18 protein-coding genes are annotated in these 23,307 nt (G+C 48.2%); 13 read left to right on the forward strand and 5 right to left on the reverse strand.

All coding sequences use genetic code 11. The features are described from left to right. Nucleotides 1–6: 6 nt before the first annotated feature. The 8 genes from ACOIT5_RS06620 to ACOIT5_RS06655 all read left to right on the forward strand — a co-directional run bounded on the left by ACOIT5_RS06620 (nt 7) and on the right by ACOIT5_RS06655 (nt 12,531). Nucleotides 7–1,605 carry a RagB/SusD family nutrient uptake outer membrane protein gene (locus ACOIT5_RS06620; protein ID WP_423129686.1) on the forward strand — a complete coding sequence of 533 codons (1,599 nt, stop codon included), beginning with the start codon at nt 7–9 and terminating at the stop codon, nt 1,603–1,605. A gap of 42 nt (nt 1,606–1,647) precedes the next feature. After that, nucleotides 1,648–3,414, forward strand: coding sequence for a PKD domain-containing protein (locus tag ACOIT5_RS06625; RefSeq protein WP_423129687.1), 1,767 nt, complete (start codon nt 1,648–1,650; stop codon nt 3,412–3,414). Between the two features lie 131 nt (nt 3,415–3,545). Further along, nucleotides 3,546–5,795 (forward strand): beta-glucosidase BglX, encoded by a 2,250-nt coding sequence (gene bglX, locus ACOIT5_RS06630; protein WP_423129688.1) that lies wholly within the window; start codon nt 3,546–3,548, stop codon nt 5,793–5,795. 3 nt (nt 5,796–5,798) lie between these two features. After that, nucleotides 5,799–7,541 carry a cellulase family glycosylhydrolase gene (locus ACOIT5_RS06635; RefSeq protein WP_423129689.1) on the forward strand — a complete coding sequence of 581 codons (1,743 nt, stop codon included), beginning with the start codon at nt 5,799–5,801 and terminating at the stop codon, nt 7,539–7,541. A gap of 52 nt (nt 7,542–7,593) precedes the next feature. Continuing rightward, nucleotides 7,594–8,415, forward strand: a complete 822-nt coding sequence (locus ACOIT5_RS06640; RefSeq protein ID WP_423129690.1) for a glycoside hydrolase family 16 protein — start codon at nt 7,594–7,596, stop codon at nt 8,413–8,415. A gap of 6 nt (nt 8,416–8,421) precedes the next feature. Continuing rightward, entirely contained in the window at nt 8,422–10,206 is a 1,785-nt protein-coding gene (locus ACOIT5_RS06645; protein WP_423129691.1) for a family 16 glycosylhydrolase, read from the forward strand. A 62-nt stretch (nt 10,207–10,268) separates the two neighbouring features. Beyond that, nucleotides 10,269–10,880 (forward strand): HAD family hydrolase, encoded by a 612-nt coding sequence (locus ACOIT5_RS06650; protein WP_423129692.1) that lies wholly within the window; start codon nt 10,269–10,271, stop codon nt 10,878–10,880. A gap of 76 nt (nt 10,881–10,956) precedes the next feature. Next, entirely contained in the window at nt 10,957–12,531 is a 1,575-nt protein-coding gene (locus ACOIT5_RS06655; RefSeq protein WP_423129693.1) for an IS1634 family transposase, read from the forward strand. A gap of 113 nt (nt 12,532–12,644) precedes the next feature. On the opposite strand, the gene radA is transcribed toward ACOIT5_RS06655, so the two are convergent. The 3 genes from radA to panC all read right to left on the reverse strand — a co-directional run bounded on the left by radA (nt 12,645) and on the right by panC (nt 15,468). Beyond that, a complete protein-coding gene (gene radA, locus ACOIT5_RS06660) occupies nt 12,645–14,006 on the reverse strand; it encodes a DNA repair protein RadA (protein ID WP_423129694.1) in 1,362 nt (453 codons plus the stop codon). 256 nt (nt 14,007–14,262) lie between these two features. After that, nucleotides 14,263–14,613 carry an aspartate 1-decarboxylase gene (gene panD, locus ACOIT5_RS06665; RefSeq protein ID WP_423129695.1) on the reverse strand — a complete coding sequence of 117 codons (351 nt, stop codon included), beginning with the start codon at nt 14,611–14,613 and terminating at the stop codon, nt 14,263–14,265. Between the two features lie 6 nt (nt 14,614–14,619). Beyond that, nucleotides 14,620–15,468 carry a pantoate--beta-alanine ligase gene (gene panC / locus ACOIT5_RS06670; RefSeq protein WP_423129696.1) on the reverse strand — a complete coding sequence of 283 codons (849 nt, stop codon included), beginning with the start codon at nt 15,466–15,468 and terminating at the stop codon, nt 14,620–14,622. 151 nt (nt 15,469–15,619) lie between these two features. Here panC and ACOIT5_RS06675 point away from each other — a divergent pair, with 151 nt between their 5' ends. The 5 genes from ACOIT5_RS06675 (at nt 15,620) to ACOIT5_RS06695 (ending at nt 21,562) form a co-directional block, all read left to right on the forward strand. Continuing rightward, nucleotides 15,620–16,423 carry a glycogen/starch synthase gene (locus tag ACOIT5_RS06675; RefSeq protein ID WP_423129697.1) on the forward strand — a complete coding sequence of 268 codons (804 nt, stop codon included), beginning with the start codon at nt 15,620–15,622 and terminating at the stop codon, nt 16,421–16,423. A 161-nt stretch (nt 16,424–16,584) separates the two neighbouring features. Continuing rightward, complete coding sequence (gene glmS, locus ACOIT5_RS06680) at nt 16,585–18,423, forward strand: glutamine--fructose-6-phosphate transaminase (isomerizing) (protein WP_423129698.1); 1,839 nt, start codon at nt 16,585–16,587, stop codon at nt 18,421–18,423. A gap of 114 nt (nt 18,424–18,537) precedes the next feature. Then, a complete protein-coding gene (locus ACOIT5_RS06685; protein ID WP_423129699.1) occupies nt 18,538–20,379 on the forward strand; it encodes an Ig-like domain-containing domain in 1,842 nt (613 codons plus the stop codon). Next, nucleotides 20,339–21,190, forward strand: coding sequence for a DUF3108 domain-containing protein (locus tag ACOIT5_RS06690; protein WP_423129700.1), 852 nt, complete (start codon nt 20,339–20,341; stop codon nt 21,188–21,190). Before ACOIT5_RS06685 ends, ACOIT5_RS06690 begins: the two co-directional genes overlap by 41 nt. A 78-nt stretch (nt 21,191–21,268) precedes the next feature. After that, complete coding sequence (locus tag ACOIT5_RS06695; RefSeq protein WP_423129701.1) at nt 21,269–21,562, forward strand: hypothetical protein; 294 nt, start codon at nt 21,269–21,271, stop codon at nt 21,560–21,562. A gap of 82 nt (nt 21,563–21,644) precedes the next feature. Here the strand turns inward: ACOIT5_RS06695 and ACOIT5_RS06700 are convergent, their stop codons facing one another. Continuing rightward, entirely contained in the window at nt 21,645–22,598 is a 954-nt protein-coding gene (locus ACOIT5_RS06700) for a helix-turn-helix transcriptional regulator (RefSeq protein ID WP_423129702.1), read from the reverse strand. Nucleotides 22,599–22,759: 161 nt separating this feature from the next. Next, nucleotides 22,760–23,212 carry a GyrI-like domain-containing protein gene (locus tag ACOIT5_RS06705; protein ID WP_423129703.1) on the reverse strand — a complete coding sequence of 151 codons (453 nt, stop codon included), beginning with the start codon at nt 23,210–23,212 and terminating at the stop codon, nt 22,760–22,762. Nucleotides 23,213–23,307 lie beyond the last annotated feature (95 nt).

Below are 23,307 nucleotides of genomic sequence, written 5' to 3' on the forward strand. Positions count from 1 at the left end.
AGAAAGATGAAAAGAAATTTGCTATATATAAGCTCAATCCTGGCCCTGACGTTCGGAAGCATTTCCTGCTCTGATTCGTTTCTGGAACTGGAACCAAAAACCGGACAGGTTGAAGCCAACTATTACAAAACGGAAGACCAGGCCCTGTTGGCTGTGGCAGCTGTTTACGATGCCTATTCGGTACAAAACTGGCAGTTTGTGCCAACCATGTCTGATATCTTCTCCGACGATGCTTTTTGCGGCGGTTCAAACGTAAACGATATGAGCCAATGGCACGAAATGGAGATGTTTAACATGACTGCCGAAAACAACTCGTCGAGCGACTTATGGAACCGTTGCTATTCGGGCATTTACCGGGCCAACCTGTACCTGCAAAAGCAGGAAGGCGTTGAATGGAAAACCGAGGGAATGAAGGCCAGGCTCGAAGCCGAAACACTGTTTCTTCGCGCTTACTTCTACTGGGACCTGGTCCGTCACTTCGGCTATACGCCAATCATTACGGAGGTTTTACCATCGGTTGAAGATTACAAAAATCTGCCGCAGAATACTCCTGCCGAGCTTTTCACCCAAATAGCCAGCGATTTGCTGAAAGCGGTTGCCGCCCTTCCCGTACAAATACCTTCCTCCGAGAAAGGACGTATTTCCAAGGGAGCTGCTCAGGCATTAATTGCCCGCATTTACCTCTATCACGAAGGTTTTGCCAAACCGGTGATCGGCGTTCCGGCCTGGAGCGACGGCAATACCACCATCGATAAGACCTATGCTCAAACAGCTCTGGAACAGATCATTTCGAGTAATGCCTATATCTTGTTACCGGATTATACCGATCTGTGGGACTGGGAGAACCAGAACAATGCCGAATCGTTGCTCGAGATTCAATATTCGGATAAAGCCAAATCGGGCGACTGGGGCGGCTGGAACATCAACGGAAATTTCTCCTCCGTATGGGTTGGTGTTCGCAACCCGGTGGGCGACAATGGCCGCATTTACCCCGGATGGTCGTTTGCCCAGCCAACCTGGAGTTTGTATAACGAGTTCGAAACCGGCGACCCGCGCCGCGATGCTGCCATTTACAATGCCGATCAGCGATTGACTTCGTATACCAAGGCATTTATGAATACCGGCTTCTTCAACAATAAATACCTGGCGCTGAATGCCTACATCGGTTCCGGCGGCGATCCCAGCCACAACTTCCCGCGCAACTTTGCCGATATCCGCTATGCCGATGTGTTACTGATGGCTTCTGAATTGTTCCTGACCGATAATCCGGCCAAGGCCGTCAATTACTTCAACCTGGTCAGGACCCGTTCGCTGGGAGCAGGCGCTGCCAAGACAAATGTTACTATTGATGATATCTATCACGAACGTCGGGTTGAATTTGCCGGCGAGGGCCTGCGCAAATGGGATTTGCTGCGGCGCGGAAACGATTACGCTGCAGCCCGGATCAATGCCAGTTTCAATGTTCCGTCGGGCCTTCCCAACCAGGCCGACTTTGCGCCCCGTACTTTCAGAGCCGAAACCTGGGGCATGTTCCCGATCCCGGCAAGCGAGATCCGGAATACCAACGACGGTGCGTTATCACAAATGGTACCGGCTTATAAATAAAAGTTCTTAAATCATTTCGAAGAAAAATTAAAACGTATGAAGATGAGAAGCTTTAAATATATCCAACAACTAACCGGGATGGCAGCGCTGATTCTTGCCTTATTTGCCTGTTCGCCGGAAATGGACGACCGGGTTGACATTGGCGCAGCCCCGACCGCAGATCAGCTCGACTTTACCATCACTCCGGGATCAACCGACTTTAAATTTGTATTAACCAACACCTCGTCGATCACAGGCATCGTTTCCTGGGATCTTGGAAACGGCAGCAAATCGACCGATGCCTCGCCTGTAGCCAATTATCCGCTTCCGGGCGACTACACCATCACCATGACGATGATCACGAAAGGAGGATTGGCAACAAAATCAAAAACGCTGACCCAAACCAAAACAGATTATGCCATTTTTACGGATGAAAAATTTATCTTCCTGAGTGGCGGAGCCGATGATGCGGATGGAAAAACCTGGGTGCTCGACAGCCTGGCATCAGGACACCTTGGCGTTGGACCTGCCGGGAGCCCTGGCCTTGAATGGTGGTCGGCAGCCCCCCTGGCCAAGCAGGCCGTAAAGGTACTCTACGACGACGAAATCAATTTTAAGATCACCGGTTTTATTGCCACCCTGATCAACCACGGGAAAAGCTATGTGAAAGGTTTTGTTAACACAAGCCCGGGCTACAGCAATCCGGTAGAAATTGATACCGACTATTCGGTTAACTATAATCCTTCACCCGGCACCTGGTTTATCGAAGAGAGAAACGGCAAAAACTACCTGACACTTGGCGGTCCGACGCCCATGTTCCCCATCTTTGATGTTGGCGCCAAAAATGGCTCATACGAAATTCTGAAACTCGAAGAAAACCTGCTCGAACTGGTAGCCATTGGCGGCGACGGTAATGCCTGGCATTATCAGTTAATCCCAAAAGGCTATGTAAAACCTACGGTCTCGGCCGAATTGTCGGTTGTTGCCGCTGCCGAAGCCAACACCTACAATATCTCCCTGACCAACTTCATCATCCCCGAAGGACAGTCGATCAGCGGCGTTACCTTTAACTTTGGCGAAGGCGATCCGGTCAGCCCAGCCGACTATACTTCGGCGGTTGCCCATACCTACATGCGCCAGGGCACCTACCCCATCTCGGCAGTTGTCAGCACTTCGGTTGGCGACCTGAACCTGTCGTATACCCTGGTGGTTTCGTCCAATCACCCGGATTATGTGCCTTTCCTGCTCGACAAAATGATCATGTATAATGATTTCAGTGAAGTATCTTTGGCCCCGGTGCTGGGCGAGGACTGTACCGTCAGTGTGGTAACAAATCCGGATAAGGCTTATCCCAACCGGAGTTCTAATGTGGCATTCTACTCCAAAACGGAGCAGGAATGGGCCAATGCGAATATGAAACTTCTTCCCGGTTACCGCTTCGATTTACGCCTGGTTTCAACCTTCAAAATCATGGTTTATGGCAAAGCCGGCGACGTGGTTTTACTAAAACTGGAAAATACCGACAAGGGCGGCAATGCATGGCAAACAGGCGTAGAGTTGCGATACACCATTCAGGCGGAAAACACCTGGGAAATTGTGGAGTACAATTTCGATGGCGCTCCAACTGCAGACCTTTCGTGGGATCCGGGATTGATTCCTTTAATGGCCAGCGATGTAACCGCCGATGACCGATACAACCATGACTATTACAACATCATCCGGATCATGTTAAATCCGGCCAATAAGGATGTCGGCGTCACCCACGAATTTTATTTCGATGAGCTGTCCGGCCCACATGTAGAAGGAATTAAATCGGCAAAAGTTAATTAATGATCAATCCAACCTGAGCTTGTCTCCAAACCCGTTGAAACAACGCCTGAAACCCGGCCGGCCAGCTGAGTTTCAGGCAGACACAAATGCCTCTCCGGGCTTTTGAGGCAAGCTCTTTACCTGTACGCAAAATGAAAACAACATTTCTATTTTTAATGGTCCTGTTTTTTATAAACTGTTCCCGGGACAGGAACTCCTCTGCCGGGCAAAAACAAACGGAAGAAAAAATTCAGAACCTGATCTCCCGAATGACCCTGGAAGAAAAAATCGGACAGATGTCGCAATTTGACCCGGGACAATTTGGCGGCGATGAAAATATGAAACAGGCGATTAAAGACGGAAAAGTTGGTTCCATCTTAAACCTCATTGGCGCCGAAAAAGTAAATGAACTACAAAAAATAGCCGTTGAAGAAAGCCGGCTGGGTATTCCGCTGATTATTGGCCGCGACGTGATCCACGGTTACCGTACGATTATGCCTATACCTCTCGGTCTGGCAGCCAGCTGGAACGCAGAAGTTACCCGCGAAGCCATGACTGTTTCTGCACGGGAAGCCGCATCGGAAGGAATTCACTGGACCTTTGCCCCGATGATCGACATCTCTCGTGATCCGCGCTGGGGACGGATTGCCGAGAGCTGCGGCGAAGACAGCTACCTCACCGAAGTGATGGCCGAAGCAATGGTCAAAGGATTTCAGGGCGACAAGCTGAGCGACCCTGAAACAATCGCCGCCTGTGCCAAACATTACGTCGGCTACGGAGCGGCGGAAGGGGGCCGTGACTACAACACCACCTACATTCCCGAAGTGCAACTGCGGAATGACTATTTACCTCCTTTTAAAGCGGCAAAAGAAGCCGGTGTGGCCACTTTCATGTCGGCCTTTAACGACCTGAACGGAATTCCTGCCAGCGGCAATGAATTCACCCTGAAAACAATTTTGCGCGAAGAATGGGGATTCAACGGGATGGTGGTGAGCGACTGGGCTTCTGTCGCCGAGATGATCCCGCACGGTTATGCTGCCAACAAAAAGGAAGCGGCTGAAAAAGCGCTGAAAGCCGGTATTGATATGGAAATGGCCAGCGACTGCTATGTTGAAAATATCCAGGCGTTGCTGGATGAAGGGAAACTGGATATGAAGACCATTGACCGATATGTTGCCAATATCCTGCGTCTTAAATCAGATCTGGGCTTGTTCGATCATCCGTACACGCCTGACGATGCGGCCGCAAAAACACTGCTTGCCCCCAAACACCTCGAAGTGGCGCAAAAAGCTGCCGAAGAAAGTTTTGTCTTGCTCCAAAATAAGCATGAGCTACTTCCGCTCTCCAATCAGATCTCATCAGTAGCCGTTATTGGTCCCCTGGCCGACGCCCCCCATGATCAAATGGGAACTTGGGTTTTCGACGGGAAAAAGGAAAATACCATTACCCCGCTGGTAGCCCTGAGCCAACGTTTAGGCCCCGATAAAGTCCATTTTGCCAAAGGACTTGAACTGAGCCGGACCAAAACCACCGAAGGTTTTTCTGAAGCCGTTGCAGCCGCCCGCAAATCGGATGTTGTCCTGTTATTTTTAGGAGAAGAAGCCATTCTTTCAGGCGAGGCGCATTGCCTGGCCGACCTGAACCTGCAAGGTGCACAAAATGAACTGCTCAACGCCGTCGCCGAAACCGGAAAACCGGTTGTCCTGATCATTATGGCGGGTCGCCCGTTAACCATTGGCCCCGAGCTCGAAAAAGCGGATGCCGTGTTGTATGCCTGGGCTCCGGGAACTATGGGCGGTCCGGCAATTGCCGACATCCTGTTCGGAGACAAAGCGCCATCCGGCAAACTGCCGGTTACCTTCCCAAAAACTGTCGGACAAGTGCCCATCTACTACAACCATAAAAATACAGGCCGCCCGGCAAACCACTCCAACTGGACGGCCATCGACAAAATTCCGGCCGAAGCGGTACAACATTCATTGGGAAATACTTCGCATTACCTTGATGCCGGATTTGAACCGCTGTTTCCTTTTGGTTTTGGGCTGACTTATACTACTTTTGATTATTCAACGCTCGAACTGTCATCCAAATCAATGCCGGTTAACGGGTCAGTTGATGTTTCGGTAACCGTTGAAAATGCCGGGAAACGGGAAGCTCAGGAAGTTGTTCAGCTCTATATCCGCGATCGCGCCGGAACTGTAACCCGGCCGGTGAAACAACTCAGGGGTTTTAAAAAGATCAACCTGAAACCCGGAGAAAAACAACAGGTTACCATCCGGCTTCGGGCCGAAGATCTGTCCTTTTTCAACGGAAGCAACTATGTGATTGAACCAGGCGAGTTTGATATTTGGATGGGACCCAGTTCTGCCGAAGGGCTTCATGCTGAATTTTCAATTAAATAAATTATGAAACAAGTACTGAAACTAACGATCCTGTTTCTGATGATGAACCAACTGGCGGTAGCCCAGTATCTGCACCGTGACGGAAAATATATTGTTGATGGGAACGGGGACGAATTTATCATCCGCAGCATGGGTCTTGGCGGCTGGATGCTGCAAGAGGGCTACATGCTGGGAACCGGAGGATTTGCAGGTACCCAATACAAAATCAGGGCTCTGATGGACGCCTCGATGGGCAAAGAACGGACCGATGAATTTTATGACGCCTGGCTGGCCAACCATTGCACCCAAACCGATATTGACTCCCTGGCTTCGTGGGGTTTCAATGCGGTTCGTCCGGCCCTGCACTACAACCTGTTTACGCTTCCCGTCGAAGAAGAACCGATACCAGGAGAAGATACCTGGCTGGATAAAGGTTTTCTGATGCTCGACGATCTGTTGGAATGGTGTAAAGCACATCACATGTACGTCATCCTCGATTTACATGCCGCTCCGGGCGGACAAGGCAGAAATGCCGATATCTCGGATTACAACCCCGATAAACCATCGTTGTGGGAAAGCGAAGAAAACAAACGTAAAACCGTCGCCCTGTGGCGAAAACTGGCCGAACGTTACGCCGGCGAGAAATATATCGGCGGTTACGATCTGATCAACGAAACCAACTGGAACTTCACCGGATCTCACCCCAATGGCTGCGACAGCCGCAACGAACCGCTCCGCGAACTGATGATCCGGATTACCAATGCCATCCGCGAGGTCGATCAAAACCACCTCATTTTTATTGAAGGAAACTGCTGGGCCAATAATATGAATGATCTGTTCCCGCCCTGGGACGACAACATGGCATACAGTTTCCACAAATACTGGAACGGAACCGGAAAAAACACGATCGATGAGTTTCTGGGCTGGCGCGACGAACACCATATTCCCATTTGGATGGGTGAATCGGGTGAAAACTCAAACCAGTGGTTTTATGAAACCATCCACACGCTCGAATCGGAAAAGATCGGCTGGTCGTGGTGGCCCCTGAAAAAGATCGGTTCGGTGGTCGGACCGCTTACCGTCGTTCAAACACCCGAATACAGCCAGTTATTGAATACCTGGAGAAGTGGCGGGACTCCCGATCCGGATTTTTGTTATCAAACCCTGATGCAAATAACCGAAAACCTGATGATCGAAAATTGCGAATATCATCCGGATGTTATTGACGCCATGTTCCGCCAACAAACCGAAAGCACCACGATTCCTTACAAAAAACAGGAAATTCCGGGAGTGATCCACGCCTCCGATTTTGATATGGGACGACATGAGGCCGCTTATCGTGATCAGGACTTCATCAACACAAGCGGAAATGCCGGCGGAGTAAACTGGAATCATGGCCGCGCCTACCGGAACGACGGCGTGGATATTGAACCATGCAGCGACGAATCACCTCTGGGAAACGGCTACAATATAGGTTGGATCGATGCAGTGGAATGGATGATTTATACAGTGGATGTAAAACAGGCCGGCGCATACCGGGTGACCTTCCGGGTAGCCGGAGCCTCCGGAACCGGGAAATTTCACCTGAGCATCAATGGCCGTAACCTGACCGGGACTGTTGTTGCAAACGCGACAAGCGGTAACCAAAGCTGGACAGACGTAACAGTTGACCAGGTCGTGCTGGAAAAAGGAACTCAGAAACTGAAATTTTACGTGGAAGACGGTAACTTTAACCTGAATTACATCAAATTTTCACGACCACAGTAAACTGATCATTCTGAAAATAGATAACACGCATACATAAAGCAAAAGCATCGTTATGGCAAAGCAAACTCCTTTCATTTTCCTTCTCTTCCTGATCAGTATTTCATGCAACAACATGAGAAATGCGAGTCATGAATTAACCCGTGCCGGATATGAGTTGGTGTGGGCCGATGAGTTTAACTATTCCGGCCTACCCGACACTGCCAAATGGAATTTTGATACCGAAGGAAATGCATGGGGATGGGGAAATAATGAAGCACAATTTTATACCGATGCACGAAAACTGAATGCCCGGGTGAAAAACGGCAAATTGTATATTACCGCAAGAAAAGAAACCTATGAGGGGAAAGAATATACCTCAGCCCGACTGACGACCAAAGGGAAAGGCGACTGGCGTTACGGATGGTTCGAAATCAGGGCCAAATTACCCCGTGGGCGAGGCATGTGGCCGGCCATCTGGATGTTACCTTCGAATTGGGAATACGGCGGCTGGCCGGCCAGCGGCGAAATTGATATCATGGAAAATGTGGGTTACATGCCGGATACCATCCTGGCTACCGTGCATACCCGCAGCTATAACCACAGCATTCAAACTCAGCAACCCGACAGCATCGTCCTCCCCGATTGTTACGATAAATTCCATGTTTACCAAATGGAGTGGGAACCTGACCAAATCAGGATTTTTGTGGACAATCAACACTATTTCACCTTTGCCAACGAAAAAACCTCATCCAACGAATGGCCTTTCGATAAACGCTTTCATTTGCTGCTTAATGTGGCGGTTGGAGGGAGTTGGGGCGGACAAAAAGGCATTGATGACTCTGTCTTCCCGCAAAACATGGTGGTTGACTATGTACGTGTTTACCAGAAGAACTAAGGTATTATGCAAGTCATTAAACCCATTTTTTTATACAGTTTTCTCATTCTTGTTTTGTTCAGCGCCGCTAATCGAAGCCGGGCGCAGCAAGCTGATTGTTTGCAGCCGGTTTGGTTTGATGAATTTGATACCAACGGAGCGCCTTCTGCCGACCGATGGGCTTACGACCTGGGAGGCGGAGGCTGGGGAAATAACGAGCTGCAAACCTATACCGACAACCGCAGCAATTCGTGGATAGAGAACGGCCGCCTTTTTATTCAGGCTGTCAAAACAAACGGAAACTGGACCTCCGCCCGCCTGGTCACACGTCAGAAAGGCGACTGGTTGTACGGCCGAATTGAGGTGAAGGCAAAATTACCTATCGGTAAAGGCACATGGCCGGCCATCTGGATGTTGCCTACCGACTGGGAATACGGTGGCTGGCCGGCCAGCGGCGAAATCGACATCATGGAGCATGTCGGCTACGATCCGGGGGTGATTCACGGCACGGTTCATACCGAAGCCTATTATCATTCAATCGGCACCCAAAAGGGAGCAAGCACAACCGTTCCCGATGCTCAGTCCGCCTTTCATGTTTACGCCATCGAGTGGGAACCTGACAAAATCAAATGGTACATCGACGATCAGTTGTATTTCACCTTCAATAATGAACATAAAACGTACAAAGAATGGCCTTTTGACAAACGCTTTCACCTGCTACTGAATATTGCTGTTGGCGGTAACTGGGGCGCTGCACAGGGAATTGATCCGAACCTGACCGAAGCGACCATGGAAATTGATTATGTACGGATCTATAAACCCAAGCTGCCAAAACCGGTTATCACCGGGCCGGCCATCCGTGTCAGGAACCAGGTTGGCGAATACGCGGTTGATCCGGTTGAAGGAGCTTCGTACTTTTGGCATTTACCGGAGGGTGTTTCCATCGTCAACGGAGAGGGAACCGCCCGGATTACCGTTCAGTGGAACGATGTCCCGGGAGATCTCCTGCTGGAAATACGTACTGCCTGCGAAACGGTTTTCTCCGACGCTTTTCATGTCGATTATCAATTCAAACCCGAATCCGAACAACTGGAAATACACCCGGCAAATTTCAATGGCGAACTTCTGTGGAAAGCCAGTCCAGGCAACGGTAACACCATTGACCTGTATCATGCCGGTCATATCCTGACCGTTGATTTCCAGGTGCCGGTTCCGTCAATGAACGCCTTCATTTCTTATGATTTTAACGGGATAGCTGATCTTTCAGACCACGGTCAAATGACCTTCGATCTGCAAGTCGACCCGAATAATCCACCAGTCAATTTGCGGATCGACTTGCTCGACATCAACGGGAACATCAACCTCAGCCAAATTTTTAAAATCAGTCAGTTTGCTGCGGATGGGCTGTATCACCCCTATTCGCACGAGTTCAAGGAGAGAGACGACGGTGCATTTCGTCTTGACCAAATCAGGCAAATACGTATCTACATCAATACGGGTGATGCCGGACAAAGCAGCGGCGGCACATTTCAATTGAAAAACCTGATTTTACAGGCGCCCGATCCGTTACCCGATGTTCCGGGGGATGAAACCTCGTGGATTGTTTTCCCAAATCCGGCACACCGCCAAATCACGATCCAATCCATCGATGAAATCAGACAAATTCAGCTTTTTTCAAGCTCCGGACAGTTGGTACTGACAAAACCGGTGGCGCCGGTTAAAAATTATCAGATCACGCTCGGGGCGTTTATCCCGGGAGTTTACTTCCTGAAAGTAAATCAGGAACGAGCCAAAAAGATCATCATTTATTAAGCTATTCTGAAGGTTTCGGAAGGTAAACCAAAAATTGGCCGACTTTATTTAGTTTTGCCAACATGAAACAAACAGACTGGACGATCAGGAATATTATTTTCGATCTGGGCGGGGTGTTGCTCCATATTAACCCCGACTTATCAATTAAAGCCTTTCGGGAAATGGGTATGCCCGATTTGATTAAACCGGGTGGATGGGGATACGAACACGAGGTATTTCTGCAGATGGAGCAGGGCCGGATCAGCGACCAGGCTTTTCGGGACGGCATCAGAAATTTGTTGCCAATCCACGCCCCCGATCGGGAGATTGACCAGGCCTGGTGCGCGATGATCCTTGACTTCAGGGCTGAAAAAATACGGCTTCTCCACCAGCTTAGGTCAACATACCGCCTTTTCCTCTTTTCAAATACCAATGCCATTCATGTAAATCACTTCCGGGATTTGTTTTTGAAGGAATTTGGTTATCCGATCGACGATCTGTTCGACAAAGTGTATTATTCAAACCGGATGGGTGTTCGGAAACCTAAGTTGCAGGCATTTCAGCACGTACTAAACGATGCCGGTTTAAATGCCAACGAAACGCTGTTTATCGACGATTCGGAAGAAAACGTCCAGGGAGCCCGGCAAACCGGAATGCAGGCCATCCACCTGTTTTCGTCACTTTTTTTCCGATAATTTATATCTAATTGAAGCAGAATAAAATAGGCTTGTTTTATTTTGATTTTGGGTGTCTCATGGCTATTTTTGTTGCATGTTTGTTCGTCGCAAAGCAAATAAAACGGGATCGGTCAGTGTCCAGGTTGTTGACAAGAGCCATGGGCGTTACCGGGTAATCAAAAGTTTGGGTGCAGGGAGGACCGAGGCGGAAGTTGTCCGTTTAGAAGAGAAAGCTCGCCAACATGTACGCGAACTTACCGGAACAAACAGGTCTCTTTTTGAGGATGAAGATGAAATCAAGCTGGAGGACTTCCTATCAACCATTTCCAACTCACAGATACAAGTCATAGGCCCTGAAATCATATTTGGGACACTTTATGACCGGATCGGCTATGGCCGTATCCACAATGAGTTGTTCCGGCATCTGGTTATAACCCGGCTGTTTAATCCGGGCAGCAAGCTGAAAACGATCGATTACCTTTTCCGTTATCAAGGCGTTGTCTATAACATCAGTAAGATTTACCGGTTTCTGGACAACCTGTGCTTCCGCAGGGAGGCAGTGGAAAGCCAACCAGATGGGATCCCCGACATAAAAAAGCAGGTGGAAGATATCTCCTATTCCCATATGCTTCGTGTGCTGGGAGGGAAGATCGATGTGGTTTTCTACGACATGACCACGCTCTATTTTGAATCAAGCGACGAAGACGATCTTCGGAAAACCGGTTTCTCAAAGGACGGCAAACATCAATGCCCCCAGATTTTTCTTGGCTTGTTGGTTGGCCAGGGCGGGAACCCCATCGGTTATGAACTGTTTGAAGGGAATATTTTCGAGGGAAATACTTTTATCCCGGTACTGCAACGCATGGAAGAGCGGTATAACCTTGGAAAACCCGTTGTCATTGCCGATTCTGGCCTTTTGTCTAAGAAAAACATCTTGGCATTGGAAGAGAACGGGTATGAATATATCCTTGGGGCACGCCCCAAAAACGAAAACGACTTGATCAAGCAAAAGATTCTTGCCTTTGATTTAAAAGACGGTGATGTGCGGACGATAAAGAAAACAGGGGCCACCCGGTTGGTTTTGTCCCGGACAAACAAGCGGATGTCCAAAGATGCCCATAACCGCAAACGTGGATTGGACAGGCTGACCAAGCGCCTGAACAGCGGAAAACTGACCAAATCAAACATCAACAACAAGGGATACAACAAGTATTTAAAGATGGAAGGGATAGTTACCATCTCTATTGATTTGGAAAAGTTCAATGCCGATGCCGCCTGGGATGGCATAAAAGGATACTTGACCAACACTGCCCTTCAGGCAAAACAGGTGATCGCAAATTACAGGAACTTATGGTTTATTGAACGTGCTTTTCGTATGAACAAAACCGATCTTAGGGTACGTCCAATATACCATCGGCTATATAACAGGATCGAAGCCCACATTTGCATCTGTTTCACTGCATATACGGTAATGCTCGAATTGGAAAGATTGCTCAAGGCCAAAAAATCGGTCATTAGTTTGAAAAGGGCACAAGAAATAACGCACAATATGTACCAAATCCTTTATCAATTACCCTACTCGAAAGATACCAAAGCTCGAATGTTAAGAATGGATAGCGAGCAACAGGAACTATATGATATTATAATCCAATCCAAAACTGTAAATTGAAATTTAGGTGTCCCATTGACGAAAACAGGAAAACGTCCAGGGAGCCCGGCAAACCGGAATGCAGGCCATCCACTTTACTGCCGGCACCGATTTGAGTTGTTTGTTGTAAGCCTTTATTTCCGGAACAATTTCCGGAAGAAATCATCCACGCGCGACACCTGTTCGATTTGGATGTTAAATTTTTTCAGGTTCAGGGCTTTCCCGTTTCGCGGAATAAAAATCCGTTTCATTCCGAGTTTTTCGGCTTCGGCAATTCGTTGGTCCAGGCGGTTAACGGCCCGGATTTCACCTGAAAGACCAACTTCGCCGGCAAAACAAATTGATTTTTCAACGGACAGGTCAAAATTGGAGGAAAGGACTGCCGAGATTACAGCCAGGTCAATGGCCGGGTCATCAACTTTTATACCTCCTGCAATATTCAAAAAAACATCCTTGGCGCCCAGCTTAAAGCCTGCCCGCTTTTCCAGCACAGCCAGGAGCATATTCATCCGACGCAGGTCGAAACCGGTAGACGATCGCTGCGGGGTCCCGTAAACGGCGGTACTTACCAACGACTGGATTTCGATCAGCAGCGGGCGGTTTCCCTCAATGGCGCAGGCAATCGCCGTTCCGCTCAGCCCTTCATCATCGCGGTTGATCAGCAGTTCCGAAGGATTGCTCACCTCGCGCATGCCGGTATTGTCCATCTCAAAGATGCCCAGCTCCGAGGTCGATCCAAAGCGGTTTTTAATTGATCGCAGGATCCGGTACATATACTGGTTTTCGCCTTCAAACTGAAGTACCGTGTCTACCATGTGTTCCAGCACCTTGGGGCCGGCCAGGTTTCCCTCTTTGGTGATATGCCCGATCAGGATCACCGGAACCCGGCGTTCTTTGGCAAATTTCATGATTCCGTTGGCGCACTCCCGGATTTGGCTCACCGTACCCGGCGACGATTCGATGTAAGATGTTGCCACTGTCTGGATCGAGTCGACAATCAGTAACTCGGGTTCCAGGTGTTCGCAATGGGTCAGGATGTTTTCGAGCGAGGTTTCGCTGAGAAAGTAGCAGTTGTCATTCTCCCGGTTCAGCCGGTTAGCCCTGATTTTAATCTGCTGAATACTTTCTTCGCCCGAAACATAGAGAATTTTTCGGTCTTTCAGATCCAAAGCCACCTGCAACACCAGGGTAGATTTCCCAATGCCGGGCTCGCCGCCAACCAGCACCAGCGAGCCGGGGACCAGTCCTCCGCCCAGCACCCGGTTGAGCTCGGAGTTAAGGGTGTCAATCCGTTCAACCTGTCCGGCGCCGACTTCCGACAGTTTCTGCGGCTGCGCACCGCTGGCGGTCCGCGATGGCAGCGGACTTTTGATTTCTTTTACCTGAACTTCTTCAATAAAAGTATTCCATTCGCCGCAATTGCTGCAACGGCCTACCCATTTGGGCGACTGGCTGCCACAGCTTTGGCAGGTATAAACGGTTTTTGGTTTTGCCATACAACTGATCTGTCTTTTCATGAAACAAACGAGCCGGAAATTTCCGTATCTCATATCCTCCGGTACCTTACGAATACAGCCAACAAGAAAAAATACTCCTGCCAATGCTTTTCGCAACCGGACAAAACACCTTGTAAAAATAAACTATTCCGTTTTATTAGTTCCCATCTGCACGGATGAATGTGGCAGCCTAACAAGAAGAAACCCCGGAATAATCAATTACCCCGGGGTTTGCTTATTTTTTATTCCTGATCGTTTACACGATCCTGTTTGTTTCAATGTCGGGAAATACCAATTGAGGTTTGAAGGTTTTAGCCTCTTCAAAGTCCATCAGGGCATAGGAGATGATAATAACCACGTCACCAACAGCCACCTTCCGGGCAGCGGGGCCATTCAGACAAATGACACCAGAGCCTCTTTTCCCTTTAATGACATAAGTCTCCAGCCGCTCTCCATTGTTGATGTTCACCACCTGAACTTTTTCGTTTTCGATCAAATTGGCAGCATCCATCAAATCCTCATCGATTGTAATACTTCCTACGTACTGCAAATTTGCTTCAGTAACACTTACCTTGTGTATTTTCGATTTACAAACTTCAATATACATCTTGCATTAATTTATATTGAAAACCAGATTGTCTATTAAACGAACCTCCCCACAGAAAACAGCAATACAACCGACTTTGTTTACCGGTTGGTTCCACTGCGTTACCGGGTTCAGCTCCTCATCGTCAACTATTTCAAAATACTCAGTTTCCAGGTACTCGTTGTCATTAATCCGTTCAACCACCCGGTTTTTAAGTTCTTCTACGCTCATTTCGTTTGCTTTGTTCCTGGCTTCCACTAAGGTTTTATAGATCAAAGCTGCATTTTCCCTTTGTTCTGCTGTCAACCGCTCATTCCGCGAACTCATGGCCAAACCGCTTTTTTCGCGCATGATCGGACAAGCAACAATTTCAACGGGCAAATTTAATTGTTTTACCATTGATTTTACAATGACAAGCTGTTGAAAGTCTTTCAACCCGAAAAAAGCCTTATCCGGTTCAACCATCATAAACAGTTTGCTGACCACCTGCGCCACTCCGTTAAAGTGGCCCGGCCTGAATTGGCCTTCCATCACGGTTTCCAACTGCCCGAAATTGAATTGACGGGTATCAGGTTCCGGATAGATAGTTTCCACTTCGGGAGCAAACACCAGCCGGCAGGCAGTGGAATCCAGTAACTTCAGGTCTGCTTTCAGGTTTTTCGGGTATTTTTTTAAATCGTTCAGATCGTTGAACTGAGTTGGATTTACAAAAATGCTGACCACTACAAAATCAGTTTGTTTACCCGCTTCCTCAACCAGAGAAAGGTGGCCGGCATGAAGCGCCCCCATCGTAGGGACGAAGCCAATCGTCATGCCTTTTTCCTTTTGCCCCTCAATGAGCAACCTTAATTCGCTTATTTCGTTTACTACCAGCATGTGGCAAAAAAATTAGGCTGCAAAGTAAATAAATAAATCAAAATAAAACGAAAGCAGCCAGGTTTCGTCTTCCAACTGAGCTGTAATTAAGCAGAATTGAATATTCACCATATTTTTATTAATTTTGCACAATCAAATTCAGCATTTTTTCATGGAAAAGAAAAGAGTCTTATTCATCTCTCAAGAAATTACACCTTATCTCCCCGAATCCGAAATGTCCGTAAAATCGAGGTATCTACCGCAAGGTATTCAGGAGAAAGGTAGGGAAATTAGGACTTTTATGCCCCGGTATGGAAGTGTTAATGAGCGGCGGAATCAATTACACGAGGTCATCCGTTTATCCGGGATGAACCTGGTAATTAACGATGCAGACCATCCTTTGATCATCAAAGTTGCTTCTATTCAGGCAGCCCGTATGCAGGTTTATTTTATTGATAATGAAGATTATTTCCACCGAAAAAATATCCTGAAAGACAGTAAGGGGAAAGAATTTGACGACAATGATGAACGGGCCGTCTTTTTTGCCCGCGGTGTGCTCGAAACCGTAATTAAGTTACGCTGGGCTCCCGATCTGATTCATTGTCACGGATGGCTCAGCTCATTGGTACCTCTTTATATTAAAAAGGCTTACGACGACGATCCGTTATTTGCCAATTCAAAGGTGATCTATTCGGTTTACAATGAAAACTTTAAGAAACCGTTAAATTCCAACGTGAAACAAAATGTACTGATCGACGGGCTTACCACGAAAGAAATCAGCCTGCTGAATGAACCCAGCTACGAAAATATGTCGAAACTGGCCATTGAGTACGCCGATGGCGTGATCCAGGGAAGCGAAAGTATAAATCCTGAACTCTCAGCCTATATTGCCGACCGGAACAAATTGTTTTTAGGATACCAACCGGAAGAAACCTACATTGACGCCTACGACGATTTTTACGAGAAGGTATTTTAGTTCGGTCACAAAAAGGGTTAAATCACCTGTAAATATTGACGTAATCAGAATTATTGCGGATATTAGCCGAAATTTTATTCAACATACAAAATTAAGTTAATCAGATAAGGGTAGTCTGTCGGCGAATACTCCGAAGCTCTACCCTCTCAAAACAGAAAAACATGTGTGGCATTGTCGGTTATATAGGCGGTCAGCAGGCGTACCCGGTGCTGATCAAAGGCTTGCAGCGGTTGGAATACCGGGGTTACGACTCGGCCGGTATTGCGGTTTACAACTCCTCGCTGAAAGCATATAAAAAGAAAGGCAGAGTAAGCGATCTGGAAGCCTGGGTTGAAGGGAAAGACCTCAGCGGTCAGATGGGCATCGGCCATACGCGCTGGGCCACCCACGGCGAGCCCAACGACATCAATGCCCACCCGCACCAATCCATGAACGGCAAGTTCGTGCTGGTTCACAACGGGATCATCGAGAATTATGCGCAACTAAAAAAAGACCTCCAGGGCAAAGGCTACGTTTTTCAAACCGAAACCGATACCGAAGTGCTGGTGAACCTGATCGAATACTTTTACCAACTGGAAGAAGCGGCTAATGCCGAGATTGCCGTTCGCCTGGCCTTGTCGAAAGTGGTTGGCGCCTACGGTATCGTGGCCCTGTGTTCAGACGAGAACGAACGGATGATTGCCGCCCGCATGGGCAGTCCGCTGGTGATCGGCATCGGGCAGGGCGAATATTTCCTGGCCTCCGATGCCAGCCCGATCGTGGAATACACCGACAGCATGATTTACCTGAACGACGGCGACGTGGCCATTGTTGAAAAAGGCAGCCTGACACTGAAAACCCTGAACAATACGCCGGCCAACTTTAAGGTAACCCGGGTCGATCCGGGCATTGGCGACCTGGACAAGGGCGACTTTGAGCATTACATGCTGAAAGAAATTTTTGAGCAGCCCAAAACCATCCGGGATACTTACCGGGGACGGATCAGGGCCAACCAGGACGAGATTGTGCTGGGCGGCCTGCTGGATGTTTTTCCCCGGATCGTGACTGCCAACCGCATCATCATCATTGGCTGCGGCACCTCCTGGCATGCCGCCCTGGTGGCCGAATACCTGATTGAAGAATATGCCCGTGTGCCGGTTGAGGTGGAATATGCCTCGGAATTTCGTTACCGCAAACCCATCATCCACCCGGGCGATGTGATCATCGCGATCAGCCAGAGCGGCGAAACGGCCGACACGATGGCCGCCCTGAAGATGGCCAAAGAGCAGGGAGCGCTGATCCTGGGTATTTGCAACGTGGTGGGATCGAGCATTGCCCGCGAAACAGATGCCGGCGTTTACACCCATGCCGGAACCGAAATCGGGGTGGCATCAACCAAAGCCTTCACGGCACAGGTGACCGTGCTGACCCTTTTTGCCTTTAAGCTGGCCAAAGAACGCGGACAAATTGACAGGGAAACCTACCACCTGCTGATTGGCGAGATGCTGGCCATCCCCGATAAGGTGCAGACCATCCTGCTGGGGCACCCGCACATCAAACAGGTAGCCGAAAAATACAAGGATGCGGTGAATGCCCTTTACCTGGGCCGCGGATACCTGTTCCCGGTTGCCCTCGAAGGCGCCCTCAAGCTGAAAGAGATTTCGTACATCCACGCCGAAGGTTATGCTGCCGGCGAGATGAAACACGGCCCCATCGCCCTGGTCGACGATAATTTGCCGGTGGTGGTGGTTTCGGCCAAAGACAGTTACTACGAGAAAGTGGTCAGCAACATTCAGGAGGTGAAAGCCCGCAAAGGGAACATCATTGCGGTGGTAACCGAAGGCGACAACGGCCTGCGCAACATGGCCGACGACCTGTTCGAGATCCCGGCGTCGCACCCTGCCGTGGCCGCCCTGCTCACCGTGGTTCCCTTGCAGCTGTTTGCCTACTACATTGCCCTGGCGCGCGGCTGCCATGTCGACCAGCCCCGCAACCTGGCCAAATCGGTCACGGTGGAGTAGTCAATGTCCGGTTTAGATTATTTAACAGCGTAAAACCGATACTTGCAAAATGAATTTGTATGTTTGTGTCCAAACATAATGAGTATTACCGACTTCCGTAAATCGGTTTAAAAGATGAAGAGATTAATTTCCATACTGATCGTTGTTTACGTAGCTTACCTGGTTTTTACAACCTCTTGTGCCAACCCGGGTATGCCCACGGGTGGAGATAAAGATACCATTCCGCCGGTTGTTGTAAAAACGATGCCCGAAATGAATGCCCGTAATTATACCGGCAAAGCGATCAACCTCACCTTTGATGAATTTATTATTGCCGATGAGGTCAGCAATAAACTGGTTGTATCTCCGCCTTTAAAAAAGAAACCAGTCATCAAAACCAAATCAAAAACCCTGATCATTGAACTGGGTGAAAACATGAAGCCAAACACGACCTATTCCCTGGACTTCAAAGATGCGCTTGTGGATAACAATGAAAAAAATGCACTGAAGGCTTATCGCTTTTCATTTAGCAACGGGGCCGATTTTGACAGCCTGGAGATCGGGGGCTTCGTGAGAAAGGCGGATAACATGGAGCCCATGAAAGATATTCTGATTTTGCTTCATGCCACCGACAGTACGACGGCCTTCCGCGACAGTATCCCGAATTATATTGCCCGCACCGATGAAGAAGGATTTTACCGGATCACCAACATTGCCGCCGGATCGTACCGATTGTATGCACTCGATGATACCGACAACAGCCTGACCTATAACCAAGCCGGTGAAATGATTGCTTTTCACGATTCGCTGATCATTCCGCAGATACCTGTTGTTCCGGATTCAATACTGACCGACAGTCTCAAACTGGACACCGGGAATCTGCAATTTTCGACACAACCGTATTACCTGTTGTTGTTTGGAGAAAAAATTTATGATCAATATCTCGACAACTACAAAAGAGACCGGGCCAATTTGTGCAATTTCATCTTTACCGAATCGGTTACCGACTCATTTCAGGTGAACCTGTTAGCTCCCGTACCTTCGCCAAATTGGTCGTACATCGAGTATAATCCAACGCGCGATTCGTTAAAACTGTGGATAAACGACACCATCATCAGCCAACGGGATACCTTAAAACTTCAATTGAAATACCAGGTTCAGGACAGCCTGAAAAACCTGGTCACGAAAGCCGATACCATCAGTTTAATGTACTCTGCGCCGGTTCAACGGGAACGTAAAAGGCGTGAAACAAAGGAAAAAGAGCCGACACCTCTCTTTTCGTTCAAGCTAAACACAAAAGACGGTTTTGATATTTACAACCCGCTTCGAATTGAAGCCCCGGAACCGCTAGCTGAGTTCGACTGGTCGAAAGTACTGTTGTTCCAACTGGTTGACAGCCTTGAGGAAAAACTGCCGGTTCAGTTAACACAGGATACCAGCTCGTTACGGAAGTTTGTCATCGATTTTCCCTGGAAATTTGAGGAACAATACCGTTTGCAGATCGATTCGGCTGCCGCTAAAAATTTCGCCGGGCATCCGTCCAACGCAGTCAATCAGAAGTTTAAAATTCAGAAAGAAGGATTCTATGCCAAAGTAATCCTGATGATTTCAAACCTCCCGGGAACAAGTATCGTGCAGTTACTGAAAAATACGGATAAAGAAGAAGTTGTCCAGCAGATTATGGTCCGGTCTGACGGAGAAATTGAATTTCCGTACCTGAAACCTGAGAAGTTCAAGATCCGCCTGATTGTCGACCGGAATGAGAACGGACGCTGGGATACCGGCAAGCTGGACGAATGGAGTCAGCCGGAACGGGTGGTTTATTATCCAAAGATTTTAAAACTTCGTTCGAACTTTGAGATTCGCGAAAGTTGGGACCTGCCTGCCGATATTCAATTCAAAAAAGAGCTGATTGATGAAGACCAGAAAGATAAGGATGCCAAGAAACCCGGCAGCAAACGATCGCCGGCACGTTAAACCGGCTGCCCTTCTATTGGTTGCTTTCCTGGCTTTTAATTTTTTTCAACTTCGGGCACAGTCACATGAATTGCCTTTCGCCCCCGGCGAAACAGCTCTTTACGGCGCTTACTACAACTGGCATTTCATTTGGGTCCAGGCCGGCGAAGTGTTTTTTTCATGTGATACCATCCGTTACCATAAACAGCCAGCCTGGAACTTCAAAGCAATCGGGAAAACCTACAAGGCATACGACGTCTTCTATTCGGTTCGGGACACCTTCGAATCGATTGTTTCGTTTCCCGATTTTAAACCGGTTTGGTTTCGCCGGTCGGTCAACCACGGGAAAGGTCACTCTTCCCACGAATACCGGTTTTCGCCCCGTACCGGAAAGATCTTCTCGAAAATACACCGGGAAAACAGCTCCCCTTTTACCGATCAGCTGGCCTACAAGGAGGGAGTGTACGATTTGTTAAGCTCTGCTTATCATTTCCGGGGATACGATTTCGACAACATGACCTCCGGTCAGAAAATAAATTTCACCATGCTGGTCGATAATAAAATAGAAGATCTGTATTTTCGTTATCTTGGCAAAGAAGAAGTTAAAACACGTACCGGCAGGAAATTTCAGTGCCATAAAGTATCGGTTTGGTTGTTGCAGGGCGATTTTTTTCCCGAAGGGGAATACATGAAGGTTTGGTTTACAGCCGACCGGAACCGGCTGCCGGTGATGGTTGAAACAAAGATTCAGATTGGTTCGGTAAAAGCCATTTTGCTTGATGCCGGTAAACTGAAATTTACGTCAACAGCTGAAAACACGGGAAAAAAATAAAGATAATTTTGCAGGTCAACGAAAACATCTGCTTAACCACCGAACGTATAAGTAAAAATCATTTAAAATCTATGGAACATGGCTAACATCCGAAATTTAAAGAAGGACATTGATTACCTGGTTGAACAGGTACTCCTCGATTGCTTCCGGTATATCAATGAGTTTGAAGGAGCCGACCAGGAAGGCGCTTATGAAATTGTGGCAGATGTTTTAAGCCTGCACAACGATCTGCGTAACCGTGCAAACCATCCCGACGGAAAAGACAACAAGACACTGGTTCGGGAACACTACAAAACCATCGGGAAAGATTTGATAGCAGGCTGCGATAAAGCCTATGATCAACTGAACAAGCTGATCGGACCGGCAAAATAAACCGTTGATCCGCGGTTGTGATAAACCGGCAAAAAGGAGTCACCGAAAGAAAGTTGTTGACACCCGTTTTTAGTGAAGAATTCTATTTGCCGTAAAATTCGTTCAGCAGGGCAACTCGCTGACGAATCATTTCATTTAATTCGGCCGGTTCGATGCTGGTTGCGTAAATTCCGCCAGCCACCAGCCATCGCGAAAAACCATTCAGGTCGTTGTTCCCGAAACGGAGAAGGAAATTGCCGTTCGGGAGCAATTCTTCTCCCTGGAATCCGTACCAGAACTTACTTTCTTCGATCAGCTTTTGGACGTCCGGCGAAATTTCGAACCGGATATTTATTTCAGCCGACGAAAACGAATGATTGGCAAAATACTCGTCCATTGAGATGTGTTTGCGCTTTTCAAAACCTTCATCAGTAATCCGGAGCGATTCAATCCGGTCGAGCCTGAAATCGCGGTAACTGCTCCGCAGGCGGCACCAGGCGATTAAATGCCAGCGCGAATCGTAATTACAAAGGCCTATTGGCTCCACCAGTCGGCTGGTGTTTTCGCCGGAATACCTGGCCTGGTAGCCAATCTCCAGCACCTGCTCCCGGGCAATGGCCTGCTGAATCTCGGAAAGATGAAGCTTGTTGAAATTGGGGGAAAGTGTCGCCCAGTTGAAAACCGAAATGGAGTTGGCCAGCGACTCAATGTATTCTTTCTCTGCCGGTTTTAAAATGGCGCGGATCTTAAACACCGCCGACCGGTAAAAATCGCGGGTTTCATGATCCGACATCTTGTCCATCAGCTTCTCTCCCATCAGTAAGGCCGAAGCTTCCGGGGTGGTAAAGCTTACCGGGTGGAGGTGAAAGTTGTCCATCAGGAAATAGCCGACACCGGCTTCCGCCCCGATTGGCACGCCGGCACGTTCAAGAGCGCGAATATCGCGGTAAACCGTGCGCAAACTAATCCCGAACCGGTCGGCCAGCTCGGCCGCTTTTACTACCCGCTTACTTTGCAAGTGAATTAAAATGGCGTTCAAACGTTCAATCCGGTTCATTGCTGTCTAAATAAAAAATAAGCGGATGCCCTTCCGGACATTCCGCTTATAAAGATAATGGCTTTCAATTGTTTTCATGGCTTCTTTTTCAATACCGATTGATTACTGTTTTGATCAACATCGGTTTCTCAACTGAATATCTGCCCGAACCGGTTTCATGGCTACCTAACTTCGACCAGGATTTCCGTCACATTGTTCTCCGGCTTATCCATATCCCAATGGTGGTAAACTTCGCGCGAGTAGCCAGTAAAATGTAGATTCTTCTTTTCGAGTTCCCGCATTAATCCGGTATAGGTTTCGCCGATCTGATCCCATCCTCCCTTGTGAATGGTGGCACAAGCCTTCAACTCCGGTAATTTTTCGAAGCTAAATTTGCCGGGAGAACCTTTTTCAGCAACAACAGGCACCGCAATGGTCAGCTCGAACGGTTTGTCCGCTTCGCCGTAACAATCCTTATAAATCCAGGTTTGCGGCCCGGAAAGTTGCAATCCGAGAGAGCTTGCTTGATCCATAATTTCGAATGGCAGGTTCCCCGCATCAGCGATCATATTCTGCAGGGTTGTTTCAAGCGTGTACGTTAGCGCACTCATTTCAGAAATTGTCTTTGTTTCCATGTTTTCTGGTTTTGATGTTTAATCTGAAACAAAGGAAACAGGCGCAAGTGACAACAGTATGTCAGCAGCCATTTAATTTTTTCAAAAAAAATGAA

This window comes from Gaoshiqia hydrogeniformans (genome assembly GCF_049347105.1).
In the GTDB taxonomy this organism is placed as follows: domain Bacteria; phylum Bacteroidota; class Bacteroidia; order Bacteroidales; family Prolixibacteraceae; genus Gaoshiqia; species Gaoshiqia hydrogeniformans.